The organism is Streptomyces sp. NPDC052301 (assembly GCF_044593395.1).
GTDB lineage: Bacteria > Actinomycetota > Actinomycetes > Streptomycetales > Streptomycetaceae > Streptomyces.
On record NZ_JBIUBE010000013.1, the window covers coordinates 157,003 to 173,070 of the forward strand.

A 16,068-nucleotide genomic window follows, 5' to 3' on the forward strand; every position below is an offset into this window, starting at 1 on the left:
GGTTCGACCGGGTAGCCGGAGCAGTTTGGCCAGGGGTTGTGGAAGGGGCTTCTCGTGCCGTCCCGCGACGCTCGTCCGGTCACCGGGCGCCGCCCGCCGGCCCCGGCGAACGGGCCTGGTAGCCGGGCCCGCCGTCGGCCCCGTCGTTTCGGGCGCGCGCAGCGGGGGCACCCGTGCCACCCTCGAGACAGAGCAGCGAGAGCGAGGAACCCGCACCGGGCGGAAGGCGATCACGCAGTGGCGGTGTCCGAGGAGCGTGGTCCGGCGTGCGCCTGCTGCGGATCTTCCTCACCGGGGTGTTCCGGCGGCCGCGTGAGGTCAACCGGACGGTGGGGCGAGGAGGCACCGCGATGAGCGACGGCGACGAGGTCCGCGGACACCTGCTGTACGGCCCGCAGCCGGACGTGGCCGGTGCCGCCGGCTATCCGGACGCCCCGCCACGCATGGGGTTCTTCACCGACACCTCCGTGTGCATCGGCTGCAAGGCGTGCGAGGTGGCCTGCAAGGAGTGGAACGCCGTCCCGGAGGACGGCCTCGTGTGGACGGGCATGTCCTACGACAACACGCAGGGCCTCGGCGCCGACACCTGGCGGCACGTGGCCTTCATCGAGCAGCGCAAGCCGTTCGGCGGGCAGGAGCCCGGGGTCGCGCACGACGACGTGGACGTCTTCGCCGCCGCATCCCGGCTCGGCACCGACGCCGCCACCTCCCCCGGCCCCGGTGCCACCACTCCCCCGCCCGGTCGAGCCCCCGAGAGCGCTCCCGCCGGGCGGATCTCCCCCCTCTCCCCCGACGGCCGCACCGAGTTGCGCTGGCTGATGGCCTCGGACGTGTGCAAACACTGCACCCACGCGGCCTGCCTGGACGTGTGCCCCACCGGCGCGCTGTTCCGCACCGAGTTCGGCACGGTCGTCGTCCAGGAGGACGTCTGCAACGGCTGCGGGTACTGCGTGCCCGCCTGCCCCTACGGCGTGATCGACCAGCGCAAGGACGACGGCCGGGTGTGGAAGTGCACCCTGTGCTACGACCGCCTGGGCGTCGGCATGGAGCCCGCCTGCGCCAAGTCCTGCCCGACGGACTCCATCCAGTTCGGCCCGCTGGAGGAACTGCGGGAGCGGGCACGGGCCCGGGTGGCGCAGTTGCACACGGCCGGGGTGACCGACGCCCGTCTGTACGGCGAGAGCCCGGAGGACGGGGTCGGCGGGGACGGGGCGTTCTTCCTGCTGCTGGACGAGCCGGAGGTGTACGGCCTGCCCCCGGACCCGGTGGTCACCACCCGGGACCTGCCCGACATGTGGCGGCACGCGGCCCTGGCCGCGGTCTCCCTGGCCGCCCTCGCCGTCGGCAGCTTCGTACGGAGGCCGAGATGAGCCCGGGCGGTTCGGCGAGGAGGCCGCGATGAACGGATCGGACGTGGGCCGGCACGGGCTGCGGGACACGCGTCCCGGCCGGGAGGCGGTGACCGGCGCCCGCGCCGGCCGTCGCAGGCACCGGCGGGGGCGGGGCGAACAGCCGATGGTGCCGGCGGCGGAGTTCTCGTCCTACTACGGCAAGCCGGTACTCAACAAGCCGACCTGGAAGCCGCTGGACATCGCCGGTTACCTCTACCTCGGCGGTCTGGCCGGGGCGTCCTCGCTGCTGGCGGCCGGGGGGCAGCTCACCGGCCGGCCGTGGCTCGCGGCGCCGGCGAAGCTGGGCGCCGCCGGGGCCATTTCCCTCTCGCTGGCGGCGCTCGTCCATGACCTCGGCCGGCCCGCCCGCTTCCTGAACATGCTCCGGGTCCTGAAGCCGACCTCTCCGATGAGCGTGGGCTCGTGGCTGCTGGCGGGGTACGCGCCGCTGGCGCTGACCGCCGCCGTCACCGAGGTGGCGGGCCGGTACCGGCTGCTGGGCTCGGCCGCGACGCTGGCCTCCGCGGTGCTCGGCCCGGCCGTGACGACGTACACCGCGGTGCTGCTGTCGGACACGGCGGTGCCGTCCTGGCACGAGGGCTACCGGGAGCTGCCGTTCGTCTTCGCCGGCTCGGCGGCCACCGCGGCCTCCGGACTGGCCCTGGCCGCCGCCCCGGCCGCCGAGGCGGGCCCGGCCCGCCGGCTGGCGGTGCTGGGCGCCGGTTTGGAGCTGGGCGCGTTCCGGCTGATGAAGCGGCGGATGGGCCTGTCCGCCGAACCCTTCGAGCAGGGCAGGCCGCACCTGCTGCTCCGTGTGTCGGAGGTGCTGACGGCGGGCGGCGCGTGTCTCGCCGTGTTCGCCGACCGGGACCGTCGCCTCGCCCTGGCCGCCGGAGCGGCCCTGCTCACCGGGTCGGCGGCGTTGCGCTTCGGTGTCTTCCACGCGGGGGTCGCCTCCGCCGAGGACCCGAAGTACACCGTCGTACCCCAGCGGGAGCGGCTCGAGGCGCGCGGGAGTTGATGTACCCGGCCCCGCCGGCCCGTTCCGTCAGGACCTGGGGCGCGGGGACTGCACCTGCACGAGTTCGGCGGCCTCTTCCTCCGTCTCCACACAGGGCGGGGAGCCGGCCAGCGGTGCGTTGGCGGTCTCCCTCATGCACAGCACGGCGACGACGCCGACGACGGCCGCGGCCGTGGCGTAGTAGGCGGGCATGAGGTTGGTGCCGAAGACGCCGATCAGGGCGGTGATCACGAGGGGGGTCGTGCCGCCGAAGACCGAGGTGGCGAGGTTGTAGGAGACCGACAGCGAGCCGTAACGGACGTGGGTGGGGAAGATCGCCGGGAGCGCCGCGGACATCGTGCCGAGCAGCGCCACCAGGGAGAGCCCCATCAACAGCAGGCCCAGGGTGATGAGGGCGACGCTGCCCTGCCCGATCAGCAGGAAGGACGGCACGGACAGGAACAGGAAACCGAGCATGCCCGTCATCAGCAGCGGTTTGCGTCCGAAGCGGTCGGAGAGGCGTCCGACCTGGTTGATGACGCACATCTGGAGGACCATCACGAGGAGCAGGATCAGCAGCCCGTGGTTGGTGCCGTAGCCGAGTTCGTCGGACAGGTACGTCGGCATGTACGAGAGCAGCATGTAGTCGGTGATGTTGTACGCCGCGACGAGGGCGAGGCACAGCAGCAGCGGTCGCCAGTAGCGGGTGAAGATCTTCCCGAGATCGGCGGCGGCCGAGGTCTCCACGGCGTCGGCGGCCTCGCCGGCCTTGACCTGACCGCCCTCCAGCTTCTGGAAGGCGGGCGTCTCGTCCAGCTTGAGCCGCAGGTAGAGGCCGATGAAGCCGAGCGGGGCCGCGACCAGGAAGGGGATGCGCCAGCCCCACGCCAGCATCTGGTCGTCGCCGAGGACGCCGGTGAGGACGACGACGAGGCCGGAGGCCCCCACATACCCGGCGAGCGTGCCGAACTCCAGGAAGCTTCCGAAGAAGCCGCGCCGCTTGTCGGGCGCGTACTCGGCGATGAAGGTCGAGGCGCCCCCGTACTCACCGCCGGTCGAGAACCCCTGCACCAGCCGGAAGAGGATCAGCAGGGCCGGGGCCCAGAGGCCGATGACCGCGTGCGACGGGATGAGACCGATGGCGAAGGTGCCCACCGCCATCATGATCATGGTGATGGAGAGGATGCGCTTGCGGCCCAGTTTGTCGCCGAGCGGCCCGAAGACCATTCCGCCGAGGGGACGCACCAGGAAGGCCACCGCGAAGGTCGCGAACGAGCCGAGCAGCTGGGCGGTGTCGTTCCCCGAGGGGAAGAAGACCTTGCCGAGGGTGGCGGCCAGGTAGCTGTAGATACCGAAGTCGTACCACTCCATCGCGTTGCCGAGGGCGGCGGCCTTCGTCGCGCGTTTGACCGCGGCCTCGTCGGTGACGGTGATGTCGCTGCGGCGCAGCCTCGGGTGGCGTCGCTTCTCGATCGCGCGGAACAGCACCCGGTGCCGCTTCACGGCCGCGGGGTTCACCGACTCGTCGCCGTCGGTCGCCGCCATCACGGTGGTCCTTTCGCCGTACGTCTTTCCAGCCAACGCCTGCGCAGATCTGGCGACCCCAAACGGATCAGTACGCGCGGCATTCTGTTGACTCCGGTGTGTGACGGGGGCGTGGGCGGTCGGGTGTACGTCCGTTTGTCCCCGCCCGGCCGGGGTACTACCGCGCCGGATGCCGAGCGGCGCAGGCCGCGGGACAATCGGGACACGAGCGGAAGGAGTGGCCGTGGGCGTACGCACATGGATCGACTCGTGGCCGGTCTACCGCCAGCTGACGGGCACCGACCCGCTCGGCCGGGGCGCCGCCGCCAGGAGCGGTCGCAGTGCACGGCTCGAGCCCCGGGTCGCCACCGCGGACCGGGTCGTGAAGTCGGTCTGCCCGTACTGCGCGGTGGGCTGCGGCCAGAACGTGTACGTCGAGGACGGCAAGGTCACCCAGATCGAGGGCGACCCGGACTCCCCCATCTCGCGCGGCCGGCTGTGCCCCAAGGGCGCGGCGAGCCTGCAGCTGACCACCGGGGACGCCCGCGAGCACCAGGTCCTGTACCGGCGCCCGCACGGCACCGAGTGGGAGCGGCTGGACCTCGACACCGCGATGGACATGATCGCCGACCGGGTCGTCGACGCGCGCCGGTCCGGCTGGCAGTGGGAGGCCGACGAGACCCGCACCCGGCGCACCCTGGGGTTCGCGAGCCTCGGCGGTGCCACGCTCGACAACGAAGAGAACTACCTGATCAAGAAGTTGTTCACCGCGCTGGGAGCGATCCAGATCGAGAACCAGGCGCGTGTTTGACACTCCTCCACCGTTCCCAGTCTGGGAACCTCGTTCGGACGCGGCGGCGCGACCACCTTCCAGCAGGACCTGCAGAACGCGGACTGCATCGTCATCGAGGGCTCGAACATGGCCGAGTGCCATCCGGTCGGGTTCCAGTGGGTGATGGAGGCCAAGGCGCGGGGCGCCAAGGTGATCCACGTCGACCCGCGGTTCACCCGTACCAGCGCGCTCGCCGACGTCCATGTGCCGCTGCGCGCGGGCACGGACATCGCCTTCCTCGGTGGGATCGTCAACTACGTGCTGCAGCACGAGAAGTACTTCCGCGACTACGTCGTGGCGTACAGCAACGCGCCGGTGATCGTGCGGGAGGACTTCCGTGACACGGAGGACCTGGCGGGCGTCTTCTCAGGTCTCGACGCCGACAGCCGTTCCTACGACAACAGCAGCTGGCAGTACGAGGGCACCGAGGTGCAGGCGGCCTCCGGTGAGCGTGACCAGGAGTACGACGAGCGTACCGGCGCCCGCAGTTCGGTGACCGAGGCGGCGCGCGGCGAGGCGCACGGTGCCGGCGGCGCGGTGATCGGCGAAGGCGAGCCGGAGCGGGACGAGACGCTGACCCACCCGCGCTGTGTCTTCCAGGTGCTCAAGCGGCACTACGCCCGCTACACCCCGGAGATGGTCGAGCAGGTCTGCGGTGTGCCCCAGGACCTCTTCCGGCAGGTGTGCGAACTGGTCACGGAGAACTCCGGGCGCGACCGGACGACGGCCTTCGCCTACGCCGTCGGCTGGACGCAGCACACCGTGGGCGTGCAGTACATCCGCGCGGCGGCCGTGCTGCAGACGCTGCTCGGCAACATCGGCCGCCCGGGCGGCGGCATCCTCGCGCTGCGCGGTCACGCCTCCATCCAGGGCTCGACGGACATCCCGACCCTGTTCAACCTGCTGCCGGGCTACATCCCGATGCCGCACGCCCACCAGAACCAGGACCTGGCCGCCTTCGTCGAGGCCGAGGCCGCCCACAAGGGCTACTGGGGGAACATGCGCTCCTACCTGGTGAGCCTGCTCAAGGCGTACTGGGGGGACGCGGCGACCGAGGAGAACGACTTCTGCTTCGACTACCTGCCCCGGCTCACCGGCTCCCACTCGGCGTACGAGACGGCCATGGCCCAGCTGGAGGGCACCTGCAAGGGCTACTTCCTGCTCGGCGAGAACCCGGCGGTGGGCAACGCCAACGCCAAGCTGATGCGGCTCGGCATGGCGAACCTGGACTGGCTGGTGGTCCGCGACTTCTCCCTGATCGAGTCGGCGACCTGGTGGAAGGACGGCCCCGAGATCGAGACCGGGGAGCTGCGCACCGAGGACATCGGCACCGAGGTGTTCTTCCTGCCGGCCGCCGCGCACACCGAGAAGGACGGCAGCTTCACCAACACCCAGCGGCTGCTGCAGTGGCACCACCAGGCGGTCGAGCCGCCCGGCGAGTCGCGCAGCGACCTGTGGTTCACCTACCACCTCGGGCGGCTGATCCGGGAGAAGCTCGCCGGGTCCACCGACGACATGGACCGGCCGGTGCTGGACCTGACGTGGGACTACCCGACGAAGGGCCGGCACGCCGAACCGGAAGCCGAGGCGGTGCTCGCCGAGATCAACGGCCGTGCCGCCGACGGCAGTCCGCTGTCCTCGTACGAGCAGCTGAAGCCCGACGGCTCCACGACCTGCGGCTGCTGGATCTACTGCGGTGTGTACGCGGACGGCGTCAACCAGGCCGCCCGCCGCAAGCCCGGCCGGGAGCAGGACTGGGTGGCGGCCGAGTGGGCGTGGGCCTGGCCGGCCAACCGCCGGATCCTGTACAACCGCGCCTCCGCCGACCCCGAGGGCAGGCCGTGGAGCGAGCGCAAGGCGCTGGTGTGGTGGGACGCGGACAAGGGCGAGTGGTCCGGGCACGACGTGCCGGACTTCAAGAAGGACAAGGCGCCCGACCACGAACCGCCGCAGGACGCGACCGGCCCGGAGGCCCTGTCGGGCAGGGACCCGTTCATCATGCAGGCCGACGGCAAGGCCTGGCTGTACGTGCCCTCCGGGCTCACCGACGGTCCGCTGCCGGTCCACTACGAGCCGCAGGACTCGCCGTTCCCGAACCTGCTCCACGACCAGCAGCGCAACCCCGTACGGCAGTTGCTGCCCCCGCACCCGGACAACCGCTACCAGCCGAGCGGCGACGAGCCCGGCTCCGAGGTGTTCCCGTACGTGGCGACCACCTACCGGCTCACCGAGCACCACACCGCGGGCGGCATGTCCCGCTGGCAGCCGTATCTGGCGGAGCTGCAGCCGGAGTTCTTCTGCGAGGTGTCCCCGGAACTGGCCGCCGAGCGGGACCTCGTGCACACCGGGTGGGCGACGATCGTCAGCGCGCGGGGTGTGATCGAGGCACGGGTGCTGGTCACCGACCGGATGGCGCCGTTGACCGTGCACCGCCGCACCCTGCACCAGGTGGGGCTGCCCTACCACTGGGGCCCCAACGGCTACAGCACCGGGGACGCGGCCAACGAGCTGCTGCATCTCTCCCTGGACCCGAACACGCACATCCAGGAGTCGAAGGCGTTCGCCGTGGACATCCGGCCGGGCCGCCGGCCCCGGGGTCCGGCGGGCGTGGAGATGGTCCGGGCCTACCGGACGCGGGCCGGGATCGACGAGCACACCGGCAGGGAGCCGTGAGTCCTCACCGGAGCACGATCGAGTGGGCGCCGCGCTCCACCAGCTCCGCCACCACCGGTGCTCCGGGCACCTCCCCGGCGATCAGCAGGCCGCCGGAGGTCTGCGCGTCGGCCAGCAGCAGGCGGGTGTCGGCGTCGGTGTCCCCGAAGTCGGTGTGCGGGGCGACCCATTCGAGGTTGCGCCGGGTGCCGCCGCTGACGTAGCCGTCCCGGACGGCCTCCCGGGCACCCTCCAGGTACGGGACGGCGGCGGTGTTGAGCACGGCGGTCACGCCGGAGGCGCGGGCCAGCTTGTGCAGATGGCCGAGGAGGCCGAAGCCGGTCACGTCGGTGGCGCAGACGGCCCCGGCGGCCAGGGCGGCTTCGGAGGCGTCCCGGTTGAGGGCGGCCATGGTGGCGACGGCGTGCTCGAACCGCTCGCCGGTCGCCTTGTGCCGGTTGTTCAGGACACCGAGACCGAGCGGCTTGGTCAGGGACAGCGGCATTCCCGGCCGGCCGGTGTCGTTGCGCAGCAGCCGGTCGGGATCGGCGATGCCGGTGACGGCCATGCCGTACTTCGGCTCCGGGTCGTCCACGCTGTGTCCGCCGCCCACATGGCAGCCGGCCTCGGTGGCGGCCTCCAGTCCGCCGCGCAGCACCTCGCGGGCCAGGTCGAACGGGAGCCGGTCGCGGGGCCAGGCGAGGAGGTTGACGGCGAGCACCGGCCGGCCGCCCATCGCGTACACGTCGGACAGGGCGTTGGCGGCGGCGATGCGGCCCCAGTCGTAGGGGTCGTCCACCACCGGGGTGAAGAAGTCGGCGGTGCACACGACGGCCGTCCCGCGGTGCGTGACCACGGCCGCGTCGTCGCCGGTGGCGAGGCCGACGAGCAGCGGGGCGTTGCCCCCGGCGAGCGGAGCCGCGGTGAGTCCGGCGACCACCTCCTCCAGCTCACCGGGCGGGATCTTGCAGGCGCAGCCGCCGCCGTGGGCGAACTGCGTGAGGCGGACGGTTGCTTGGCGGGTCGGTGTCATCCCTGTCTCCTGGGGCACTAGCCTGGGCGAGCGGTGGAGGCGTGTGGGTGCCTGGTGGCCCTCCCGGTCTTCAAAACCGAGGTGCCCGAGGATCTCGGGCAGGCGGGTTCGATTCCCGTCCGCCTCCGTTCCCCTCCCGCGTACGGCAGCGCCGGCGCTGGTCGTCGACGCGTTCGGTGTGACCCTGGGCGTCGAGGTGTTCCAGCAGCGGTACGGCCACCCGGCGGGTGGTGTCGAGGGCGCGCCGTGCCTCGCTGAGCGTGAACGGCTGGGGCAGGGTGCGCAGTACGGCGGCGGCCCGGGTGTCCGCGCCGGGCAGCAGGACGATGCCTTCGGCGATCCGCAGCAGCGCGCCCGCCGTGACGGCGGCGGCCAGCGTCCTGCGGTCGAGCCCGAGTTCGCCGAGCCGGCCGGCCTCGGGGGCGCGGAACGGGGCCCGGTCGAGGTCCCGGCGCAGGGCGTCGACGGCCGCACGGACGGGCGGGGGCAGGGCGGGCCGGAGGCCGTCCGCGGGGTACAGCCTGCCCTGGCGGGCGACGAGCCCGGACGCTGCCTGGGCCAGCGCGTCGACCAGGGCGCGGTCCGGCAGGCCGAGCAGCCGGCGGGCCGCCTCGGTGGGGAGGCCGGGGTCCAGGGGGTGCGCGCGAGCGTGCCGGCCGGCCTCGGCGGTGAGCCGGTCCTGCAGGGCGTGCCAGTGCGCCGGGTCGGCCAGCCAGTCACCGGCGACGGGTGCGGCGGGCGCGGGGACGCCCATGGCCAGCAGGTCGACGCGCCGGATCAGCTTGCGGCGGCGCAGCTCGGCGGGTCCGTCGGGAGGGCCGGTCAGTGCGGCGAGTTCGGCGGCGCGGGCCCGGCCCGCGCCGCGCCGGGTCAGCCGGGGCGGCCGCACGTCGAGGACGGTCAGGCCGCAGGGCATGCGGCTGCCGCCGGGTTCGCGCAGGACCGCGCGGTCGCCGACCCGCAGGGGCAGCGGCCGGGCGAGGGTGAGCCGGGCGGTGTCCTCGCCGAGCGGGCGGACGGTCACCGGTACGGCGGCGGTGCCGATGTGCAGGGTGACGGCGCGGGGCAGGTCGGCCACCGGCTCCCCGGTGACCCGGACGTCGGTCACCTCGGTGCCGAGCCAGCGGTCCGGGGTCAGCAGCACCTGTCCCCGGCGCAGGGTGTCGTGGCCCTGGCCGTGCACGTTGACGGCCACCCGGGCCACCGCGCCGACGGCCGTCCGGTCCTCGTGCAGGCTCTGCAGTCCGCGCACCCGCAGGCATGCACCGCCGTCGCCGGTGACCAGCCGGTCGCCGACGCGCAGGGTGCCGGCGGCCAGGGTGCCGGTCACCACGGTGCCGTGCCCGCGGACGGTGAAGGCCCGGTCGAGCCACAGCCGGACGTCGGCGTCGCCGTCGGGTTCGGGCAACTGGGCTGCCAGGCGGGCCAGTTCGGCGCGCAGCTCGTCCAGTCCGGCGCCGGTGACCGCGCTCACCGCGACCGACGGCACCTTGCCGAGGGAGGTGGCGGCCAGCCGGTCGACGGCGTCGGCGCGTACGGCTTCGGGGTCGGCGAGGTCGCTGCGGGTCACCGCGAGGACGGCGTGCCGGACACCGAGCGCGTCGAGGACGGCCAGGTGCTCCTGCGACTGGGGCTGCCAGCCCTGGTCGGCGGCGACCACGAACAGCACGGCGGGCACGGGTCCGACGCCGGCCAGCATGGTGGCGACGAACCGCTCGTGCCCGGGGACGTCGACGAAGGCCAGGTGCTCCCCGTCCGGGCCGAGCCTGGTCCACACGAAGCCCAGGTCGAGGGTGAGTCCCCGGCGGCGCTCCTCCTCGTAGCGGTCGGGTTCCATGCCGGTGAGGGCGCGGACCAGGGCGGACTTGCCGTGGTCGACGTGGCCGGCGGTGGCGAGGACGCGCATCGGGCCTACCTCTCCGCGGTGGGCCGGGCCGCCCGTACGGCCTCGGCCAGCCGCTCGTCGTCCTCCGGGGGCACCGCCCGCAGGTCCAGCAGACAGCGGCCCGCCTCCAGGCGTCCGACGACCGGGACACGGCCGGTGCGCAGCGCCGCGGCGTACGGCTCGGGCAGGGAGAGCGCGGCGCCGGCCAGGGTGACCCCGGGGGCGCCTCCGCCGCCGACCGTGGCCGCGGACTCGACGGCCCGTACGTCGATGCCGTCGGTGCGCAACGCACCGGCGAGCCGGTCGGCGCGGGCCCGCAGGCCTGCCGGGTCGGCGCCGAGAGCGCGGGCGGTCGGAGTGGGCGGGCCGGTCAGGGTGGCCTCCAGCGCGGCCAGGGTCAGCTTGTCGACGCGCAGGGCGCGGGCCAGCGGGTGCCGGGCGAGGGTGCGGACGACGTCCTGGTCGCCGAGGAGCAGTCCGCACTGGGGGCCGCCGAGCAGCTTGTCGCCGCTGGCGGTGACGAGGGCGGCGCCCGCGCGCAGCTGGGTGTCGGCGTCGGGTTCCCCGGGCAGCGCCGGGTGCGGGGCGAGCAGCCCCGAACCGATGTCGGTGACGACGGGAACGCCCAGGCCGGTGAGTTCGGCGATCTCGGCGGACCGGGTGAAGCCGGTGATGCGGAAGTTGGACGGGTGCACCTTCAGCACGAATCCGGTGTCGGGGCCGATGACGGCGGCGTAGTCGGCGGCGGTCGTGCGGTTGGTCGTGCCGACCTCGCGGAGCCGGGCGCCGGTCGAGACCAGCAGGTCGGGCAGGCGGAAGCCGTCGCCGATCTCCACCATCTCGCCCCGGCTGACGACGATCTCCTTGCCGGCCGCGAGCGCGGTGGCGGCCAGGACGAGTGCGGCGGCACCGTTGTTGACGACGTGGACGGCGCCGGCCGCGGGCACCCGGTCGTGCAGCGCGGCGAGGGTCGAGCGTCCCCGGCGGGCCCGTACGCCGGTCGCCAGGTCGAGTTCCACGTCCGTGGGTCCGGCGGCCTCCTGGACGGCCTGCCGGGCGGCGGCCGACAGCGGGGCCCGGCCGAGGTTGGTGTGCAGCAGCACCCCGGTGGCGTTGATCACCGGCCGCAGGCCGCTCGCGGCGGCGGGCAGCGCGGCCAGTGCCGTCTCCGCCACCTCCTCGGGCGCGATGCTCCCCTCGCGGGCCCGCTGCTGTGCCCGCCGCACGGCGGCCTTCACCGCTCCCGGGCCGAGCCGCTCCACGGCCGCCGACAGGCGGGGGTCGCGCAGGAGCAGATCGGTGCGCGGGATACGACGGCGCGCTTCGGCGCGTGCGTCGGTGTCGCCCCCGGCCCGTGCGGCCCTGTCGTCCTCGCGCCGTCCCGGGCCGCCGGAGCCGGCCCCGGCCGCCCCGTCCGCCGCGCCCGGCCCGCGCGGTGCCACCCGCTGCTCCATGCCGTCCCTGTCCCTCCGGCCCGGCCGTGTCCGTCACGGACCGCGCCCATCGTCTCCCAGTGCCCCGGGCGGGCCGATCGACACGCCGGGACGGCGTTGGCACCGGCCGGTGCCCGGGTACCCGGCGCCGCATGACCGACCAGGACCGCATCCGACCGTACGACGACCACGCCACGGTTGCCGAGCGCTCCGCACGCCGGCGACGCCGCCTCAGCGAGGTACAGGCCCTCGCGGACGCCCCGCCGGGCATCCCCGGGACCTGCGGCACGACCGTCGGCGGGCAGCCGGGCGCGCCCGGTTCCGCCCACCCGCCGTCGCCGTCGCGGCGGGGCACCGCATCGCACAGGGACTCGGCGGACCCGAGCGGTGCCGACGAGGGCCGGTGAACCGGTCACCCGGTGCCGGCTCCACCTGTCCCCGGCCCGCTACCGGCCGCCGCCGGGGGACCGCTCGCCGCTTCCGCCGGTGTCCGGGTGCGGCGGGCGGGGTGGCGGAGCCTCGCCGGCGGTCAGGTGCTCGAGCACCTCGACCAGCTCCTGGCAGGCCTTCTCCACCGAGCGCCGGGTGTGGTGCTGCTCGGTGATCAGGGCCGACAGCAGGAGCGCGGTCAGGGCCATCGCGCCGTTGAACGCCTGGAGCTTCGCCATGACCTCGATCCGGCTCAGCCCCTGGAACGCGCCGACGCCGTCCGTCGCCGCGAAGGTGACCACCACGGAGGTCAGCAGGGCGCAGAGCATGCTGCCGCCGAGCCGGAAGCGCAGGGCAGCCCAGATGATGAGCGGGTAGACGAGGAAGAGCAGGCTGACCGAGCTGTACGCCGCCAGCGGTACGAGAACGCAGGCGACGACGGTGAGGGCGGTCGCCTCCCGCCAGCGGGTCAGCGGCGGGGGCCAGCGGGCGCGGTGCAGCAGGAGCAGCAGCGGGGTGACGAGCAGGACGCCCATCGCGTCGCCGACCCACCAGGCGAGCCAGACGGGCCAGAAACTGTGCAGGGCCAGTTTGTCCGCGAGGACGAGGAGGCCGACGCCGACGGTCGCGCTGATCAGCATGGCGCCCAGGGCGCCCAGGGACACCAGGGCGAGGCCGTCGCGTAACCGGCCCAGGTCGGTGTGGAAGCGGGCCCGGTGCAGCAGGAGCGCCGCGGTGAGCGGGGCGACGGTCTGACCGGCGACGGTGCCGAGCACGTCGAGGCGGAAGCTGGTGAGGGACAGCACGACGAACAGGGCGCCGATCGCGATGCCGGGCCAGCAGCGCAGGCCGAGGACCAGCAGGGCGGCGACGGCGAGACCGGTGGGCGGCCAGATGGGGGTGACGACGGCGCCCTCCACGGAGAGCTCGCGCAGCAGTCCGACGCGGCCCGCCGCGTAGTAGCAGGCGGCGACGGCCAGCACCTGGACGGCGTACCCGCCCGTCCGGCGCAGCTCCTCGATACCCACCACAGCAGCCATCTCACACCTTCCGTCGCAGGTCGGCGAGGTGAGGCAGCCGTCCGGCCCTACGGCTCGCTCGCGTCGAGACCGACGACGAGGACGGCGGCGTCGTCCTCGTGCCCCACGCCCTCGGCGCCCTTGATCACGGCGGCGGCCAGCGCGTGGGCCTCCAGGCCGGCCACGGCGGCGATGCCGGCGAGCCGCACCACCTGGTCGAGCCCCTCCTCGACGGTCAGCGACGGCCCTTCCACCACACCGTCGGTGAGCAGCACGAACATCCCACCGGGGGTGAGCCGGTGCCGGGTCACCGGGTACTCGATGCCCTGGGCGATGCCGAGCGGCGGCCCGCCCTCGTCGTCGACGACACCCGACGTGCCGTCCGCCGTGGCCCACACGCACGGGATGTGCCCGGCCCGTGCGCTCTCCAGGACCCCGGTGGCCGGGTGGAGGCGCATGAAGGTGCAGGTGGCGAAGAGTTCGCTGCCGAGGGACAGCAGCAGGTCGTTGGTGCGGGCGAGGAGGTCGCCGGGCTCACCGGTGACGGAGGCGAGGGCGCGCAGCCCGGCCCGGACCTGCCCCATGAAGGCGGCGGCCTCGATGTTGTGTCCCTGCACGTCACCGATGGACAGCCCGATCCGGCCGTCGGGCAGCGCGAAGGCGTCGTACCAGTCGCCGCCCACGTTGAGGCCGAAGTTGGCCGGCGCGTACCGGACGGCCAGGTGCAGACCGGCCACGGCGGGCAGGTCCCTGGGCAGCATGCCGCGCTGCAGGGCGATGGCCAGCTCGACCTGGGAACGCTGCAGCTCCGCGCGCTCGCGCGCCTGCGCGGTGAGCGTGCCGAGTCTGGTCAGCAGCTCGTCGCCTTCGTCCGTGGCGCGCTTGCGGGACATCGATCACTTCCGGCGGGACGGGTGGCCCCACGGGGGCCGGTCGCCTGCACGTTCGGCAAACGCCTAGATTTTACCGATTTCATGGGGTCCTGCCCCCCCGGGGGGACGCCCCATGGAGGCCCACCCGGGCTCACGGGAACCCCCGGCCCGTGGTTCAGCGGATGTCGGAGTCGATGCCGGTGATCACGGTGGGCCCGAGCGGAGCGCTGCGCTCGTCCAGCCCGGCGTCCCGCAGCGCGGAGTCCGCGAGCCGCCGGGCCTCCTCCTCGGCGTGCGGGCCGGTGTCCGCCTCGACGGTCAGGCGCAGGGTGAAGGTGTTGTCCTCGTTGACGCTGAGCGCGTCCAGGTCCTCGGCGCTGCCCATCCGGGTGCCGTGCGGATCGGCAGGCCGGAGCGCCCTGGCCAGCCGGGTCCGGGTGTCGGCCCCGATGCCGGTGGTGAAGGTGCCGGGGACGCTGATCACGTAGGTCGTCATGACGGTCCTTTCCTCGGACCTCCCCGCCTACCCCGGATCACGCCCTTCGCACCGTCCCGTGCGGCCGGCACCCGGACGCACGGGGTGCGGTACGAGGCGCCCCGTCGGACGGTGGCTCACAGCGGGGAGCGGGCCACCGCCGTCACATACGCGCCGAACGTCAGGGACACGAGGGTGAGAGCGCCGTAGACGAGCAGCGCCTGGGCCGGCCGTACCCGCCAGGTCCGGGCGAGGGCACGGGCCATCGGGATGAGCAGCGGGAACGCCGGCAGCAGGAAGCGGGGCTTGGAGGAGAAGGAGCCGGAGCCGCCGACCACCAACAGGATCAGGACCCCGGCGAAGACCACCAGGACCAGCGGGGCGCGTTCCAGGCACAGCAGCGCGAACAGCAGCACGCCCGCCGCGACGATCACCAGGGCCGCCGGGTAGACGACGCCGCCGCCGTGCAGCAGCAGTGCCTTGAGGAAGCGCGCCGAGCCGACGCCGAAGTCGAAGCGGGAGTCCCAGGCGCTCTGCACGGTGAAGTAGCCGCCGAGCAGGTCGCCGGTCTGTCCGCCCACCCACAGCACATAGCCGAGCCACCCCAGCGGCGCCAGCAGGGCGCCGGCCCACAGGCTCGCCGGTACCCGGCCGCGCCGGCGCAGCACCTCGTGCGCGGCGGCGAGGGCGACGGCCACCGCGATCGCGAAGCCGCTGGGCCGGGAGAGGCCGGCCAGCGCGGCCAGCGTGCCGGCCCACAGCCAGCGGCCCTTGAGCACGCAGTACAGGGACCAGACGGCGAACGCCGCGAACAGCGAATCGGTGTAGGCGATGGTGAGTTCGACGGCGTGCGGGAGTACGGCCCACAGACCGACCAGCGCGGTGGCGACACCGCGTCCGTACAGGAGGTGGCCGACGGCGTAGACGCCGTAGGCGGCCACTCCCGCGGCGAGCCAGGCGATGATCAGCGCGGCCTGGCCCGGCGTGAGCGGCAGGACGGTGGTGAGTGCCCTGATGAGCGCCGGATACAGCGGGAAGAACGCCCAGTCCGTCTGGACGGCGCCGGTCGGCGTGATCCAGATCTTGTGGCCGTAGCCCTGGGCGGCGATGTGCAGGTACCAGCGGGAGTCCCAGGAGTGGGACAGGGTCTTGAGGAGCGGATGACCCCGGACGTCGTTCGCGAGGATCACCCCGAGGATCCCGGCGAGCCGGACGGCCGCGAACAGGGCGAGGGCGAACAGCGCCCCCTCGGGGATCCCGCGACGGGCGATCCGGGACAGGGCCGGAGGGCGCAGGGGGCGGGAGGGGGCGGCCGACTCGGGCCGCGGAACGGAGGAGGTGCTCACTCTCTTGACCTTGGGCACGCCAGGTAAGACGGGCAAATCGCGACTCGGGTTTCTTGCACACTTCCACCCTGATTCAGGAATCGGTCAAGGAACGGAGACGCATCCCTCACCTCCCTACCCCCGGAAGGACCAGTTGGGCGGTGTGGTTACCATATGAGCGCTGCCTAGCTCGAAAGA

At 73.7% G+C, this 16,068-nt stretch carries 11 protein-coding genes, 1 tRNA gene and 1 pseudogene; 5 read left to right on the forward strand and 8 right to left on the reverse strand.

Annotated elements, in window-relative coordinates; all coding sequences use genetic code 11:
- Positions 1-350: 350 nt before the first annotated feature.
- Positions 351-1,370 carry a 4Fe-4S dicluster domain-containing protein gene (locus ACIHEJ_RS31075; protein ID WP_400140478.1) on the forward strand — a complete coding sequence of 340 codons (1,020 nt, stop codon included), beginning with the start codon at positions 351-353 and terminating at the stop codon, positions 1,368-1,370.
- Between the two features lie 28 nt (positions 1,371-1,398).
- On the forward strand, positions 1,399-2,412 hold the full coding sequence (gene nrfD / locus ACIHEJ_RS31080; protein WP_400140414.1) for an NrfD/PsrC family molybdoenzyme membrane anchor subunit: 1,014 nt from the start codon (positions 1,399-1,401) through the stop codon (positions 2,410-2,412).
- Positions 2,413-2,439: 27 nt separating this feature from the next.
- Here the strand turns inward: nrfD and proP are convergent, their stop codons facing one another.
- Positions 2,440-3,936 carry a glycine betaine/L-proline transporter ProP gene (gene proP / locus ACIHEJ_RS31085; RefSeq protein ID WP_400140415.1) on the reverse strand — a complete coding sequence of 499 codons (1,497 nt, stop codon included), beginning with the start codon at positions 3,934-3,936 and terminating at the stop codon, positions 2,440-2,442.
- Between the two features lie 223 nt (positions 3,937-4,159).
- On the opposite strand from proP, the gene fdh reads away from it, so the two are divergent.
- On the forward strand, positions 4,160-7,420 hold the full coding sequence (fdh, locus tag ACIHEJ_RS31090; protein WP_400140416.1) for a formate dehydrogenase: 3,261 nt from the start codon (positions 4,160-4,162) through the stop codon (positions 7,418-7,420).
- A 4-nt stretch (positions 7,421-7,424) separates the two neighbouring features.
- Here fdh and selD read toward each other — a convergent pair whose 3' ends face one another.
- Complete coding sequence (selD, locus tag ACIHEJ_RS31095) at positions 7,425-8,432, reverse strand: selenide, water dikinase SelD (protein WP_400140417.1); 1,008 nt, start codon at positions 8,430-8,432, stop codon at positions 7,425-7,427.
- A gap of 35 nt (positions 8,433-8,467) precedes the next feature.
- Between selD and ACIHEJ_RS31100 the strand changes: the two genes are divergently transcribed.
- Positions 8,468-8,560: transfer RNA gene (locus ACIHEJ_RS31100), tRNA-Sec, on the forward strand.
- A gap of 35 nt (positions 8,561-8,595) precedes the next feature.
- Here the strand turns inward: ACIHEJ_RS31100 and ACIHEJ_RS31105 are convergent.
- Both ACIHEJ_RS31105 and selA read right to left on the reverse strand, forming a co-directional pair.
- Positions 8,596-10,338 (reverse strand): annotated as a pseudogene (locus tag ACIHEJ_RS31105) (SelB C-terminal domain-containing protein); the annotation flags it as partial.
- 5 nt (positions 10,339-10,343) lie between these two features.
- Positions 10,344-11,771 carry an L-seryl-tRNA(Sec) selenium transferase gene (gene selA / locus ACIHEJ_RS31110; protein WP_400140418.1) on the reverse strand — a complete coding sequence of 476 codons (1,428 nt, stop codon included), beginning with the start codon at positions 11,769-11,771 and terminating at the stop codon, positions 10,344-10,346.
- A 131-nt stretch (positions 11,772-11,902) separates the two neighbouring features.
- Here selA and ACIHEJ_RS31115 point away from each other — a divergent pair, with 131 nt between their 5' ends.
- Positions 11,903-12,157 carry a hypothetical protein gene (locus ACIHEJ_RS31115; RefSeq protein WP_400140419.1) on the forward strand — a complete coding sequence of 85 codons (255 nt, stop codon included), beginning with the start codon at positions 11,903-11,905 and terminating at the stop codon, positions 12,155-12,157.
- A 39-nt stretch (positions 12,158-12,196) separates the two neighbouring features.
- Here ACIHEJ_RS31115 and ACIHEJ_RS31120 read toward each other — a convergent pair whose 3' ends face one another.
- The 4 genes from ACIHEJ_RS31120 to ACIHEJ_RS31135 all read right to left on the reverse strand — a co-directional run bounded on the left by ACIHEJ_RS31120 (position 12,197) and on the right by ACIHEJ_RS31135 (position 15,891).
- Positions 12,197-13,210: an MASE1 domain-containing protein gene (locus ACIHEJ_RS31120; RefSeq protein WP_400140479.1), complete on the reverse strand. Its 1,014-nt coding sequence runs from the start codon at positions 13,208-13,210 to the stop codon at positions 12,197-12,199.
- Positions 13,211-13,266: 56 nt separating this feature from the next.
- On the reverse strand, positions 13,267-14,091 hold the full coding sequence (locus ACIHEJ_RS31125) for a PP2C family protein-serine/threonine phosphatase (protein ID WP_400140420.1): 825 nt from the start codon (positions 14,089-14,091) through the stop codon (positions 13,267-13,269).
- 154 nt (positions 14,092-14,245) lie between these two features.
- Entirely contained in the window at positions 14,246-14,566 is a 321-nt protein-coding gene (locus ACIHEJ_RS31130) for a hypothetical protein (RefSeq protein ID WP_400140421.1), read from the reverse strand.
- Between the two features lie 116 nt (positions 14,567-14,682).
- Complete coding sequence (locus ACIHEJ_RS31135) at positions 14,683-15,891, reverse strand: hypothetical protein (protein WP_400140422.1); 1,209 nt, start codon at positions 15,889-15,891, stop codon at positions 14,683-14,685.
- Positions 15,892-16,068 lie beyond the last annotated feature (177 nt).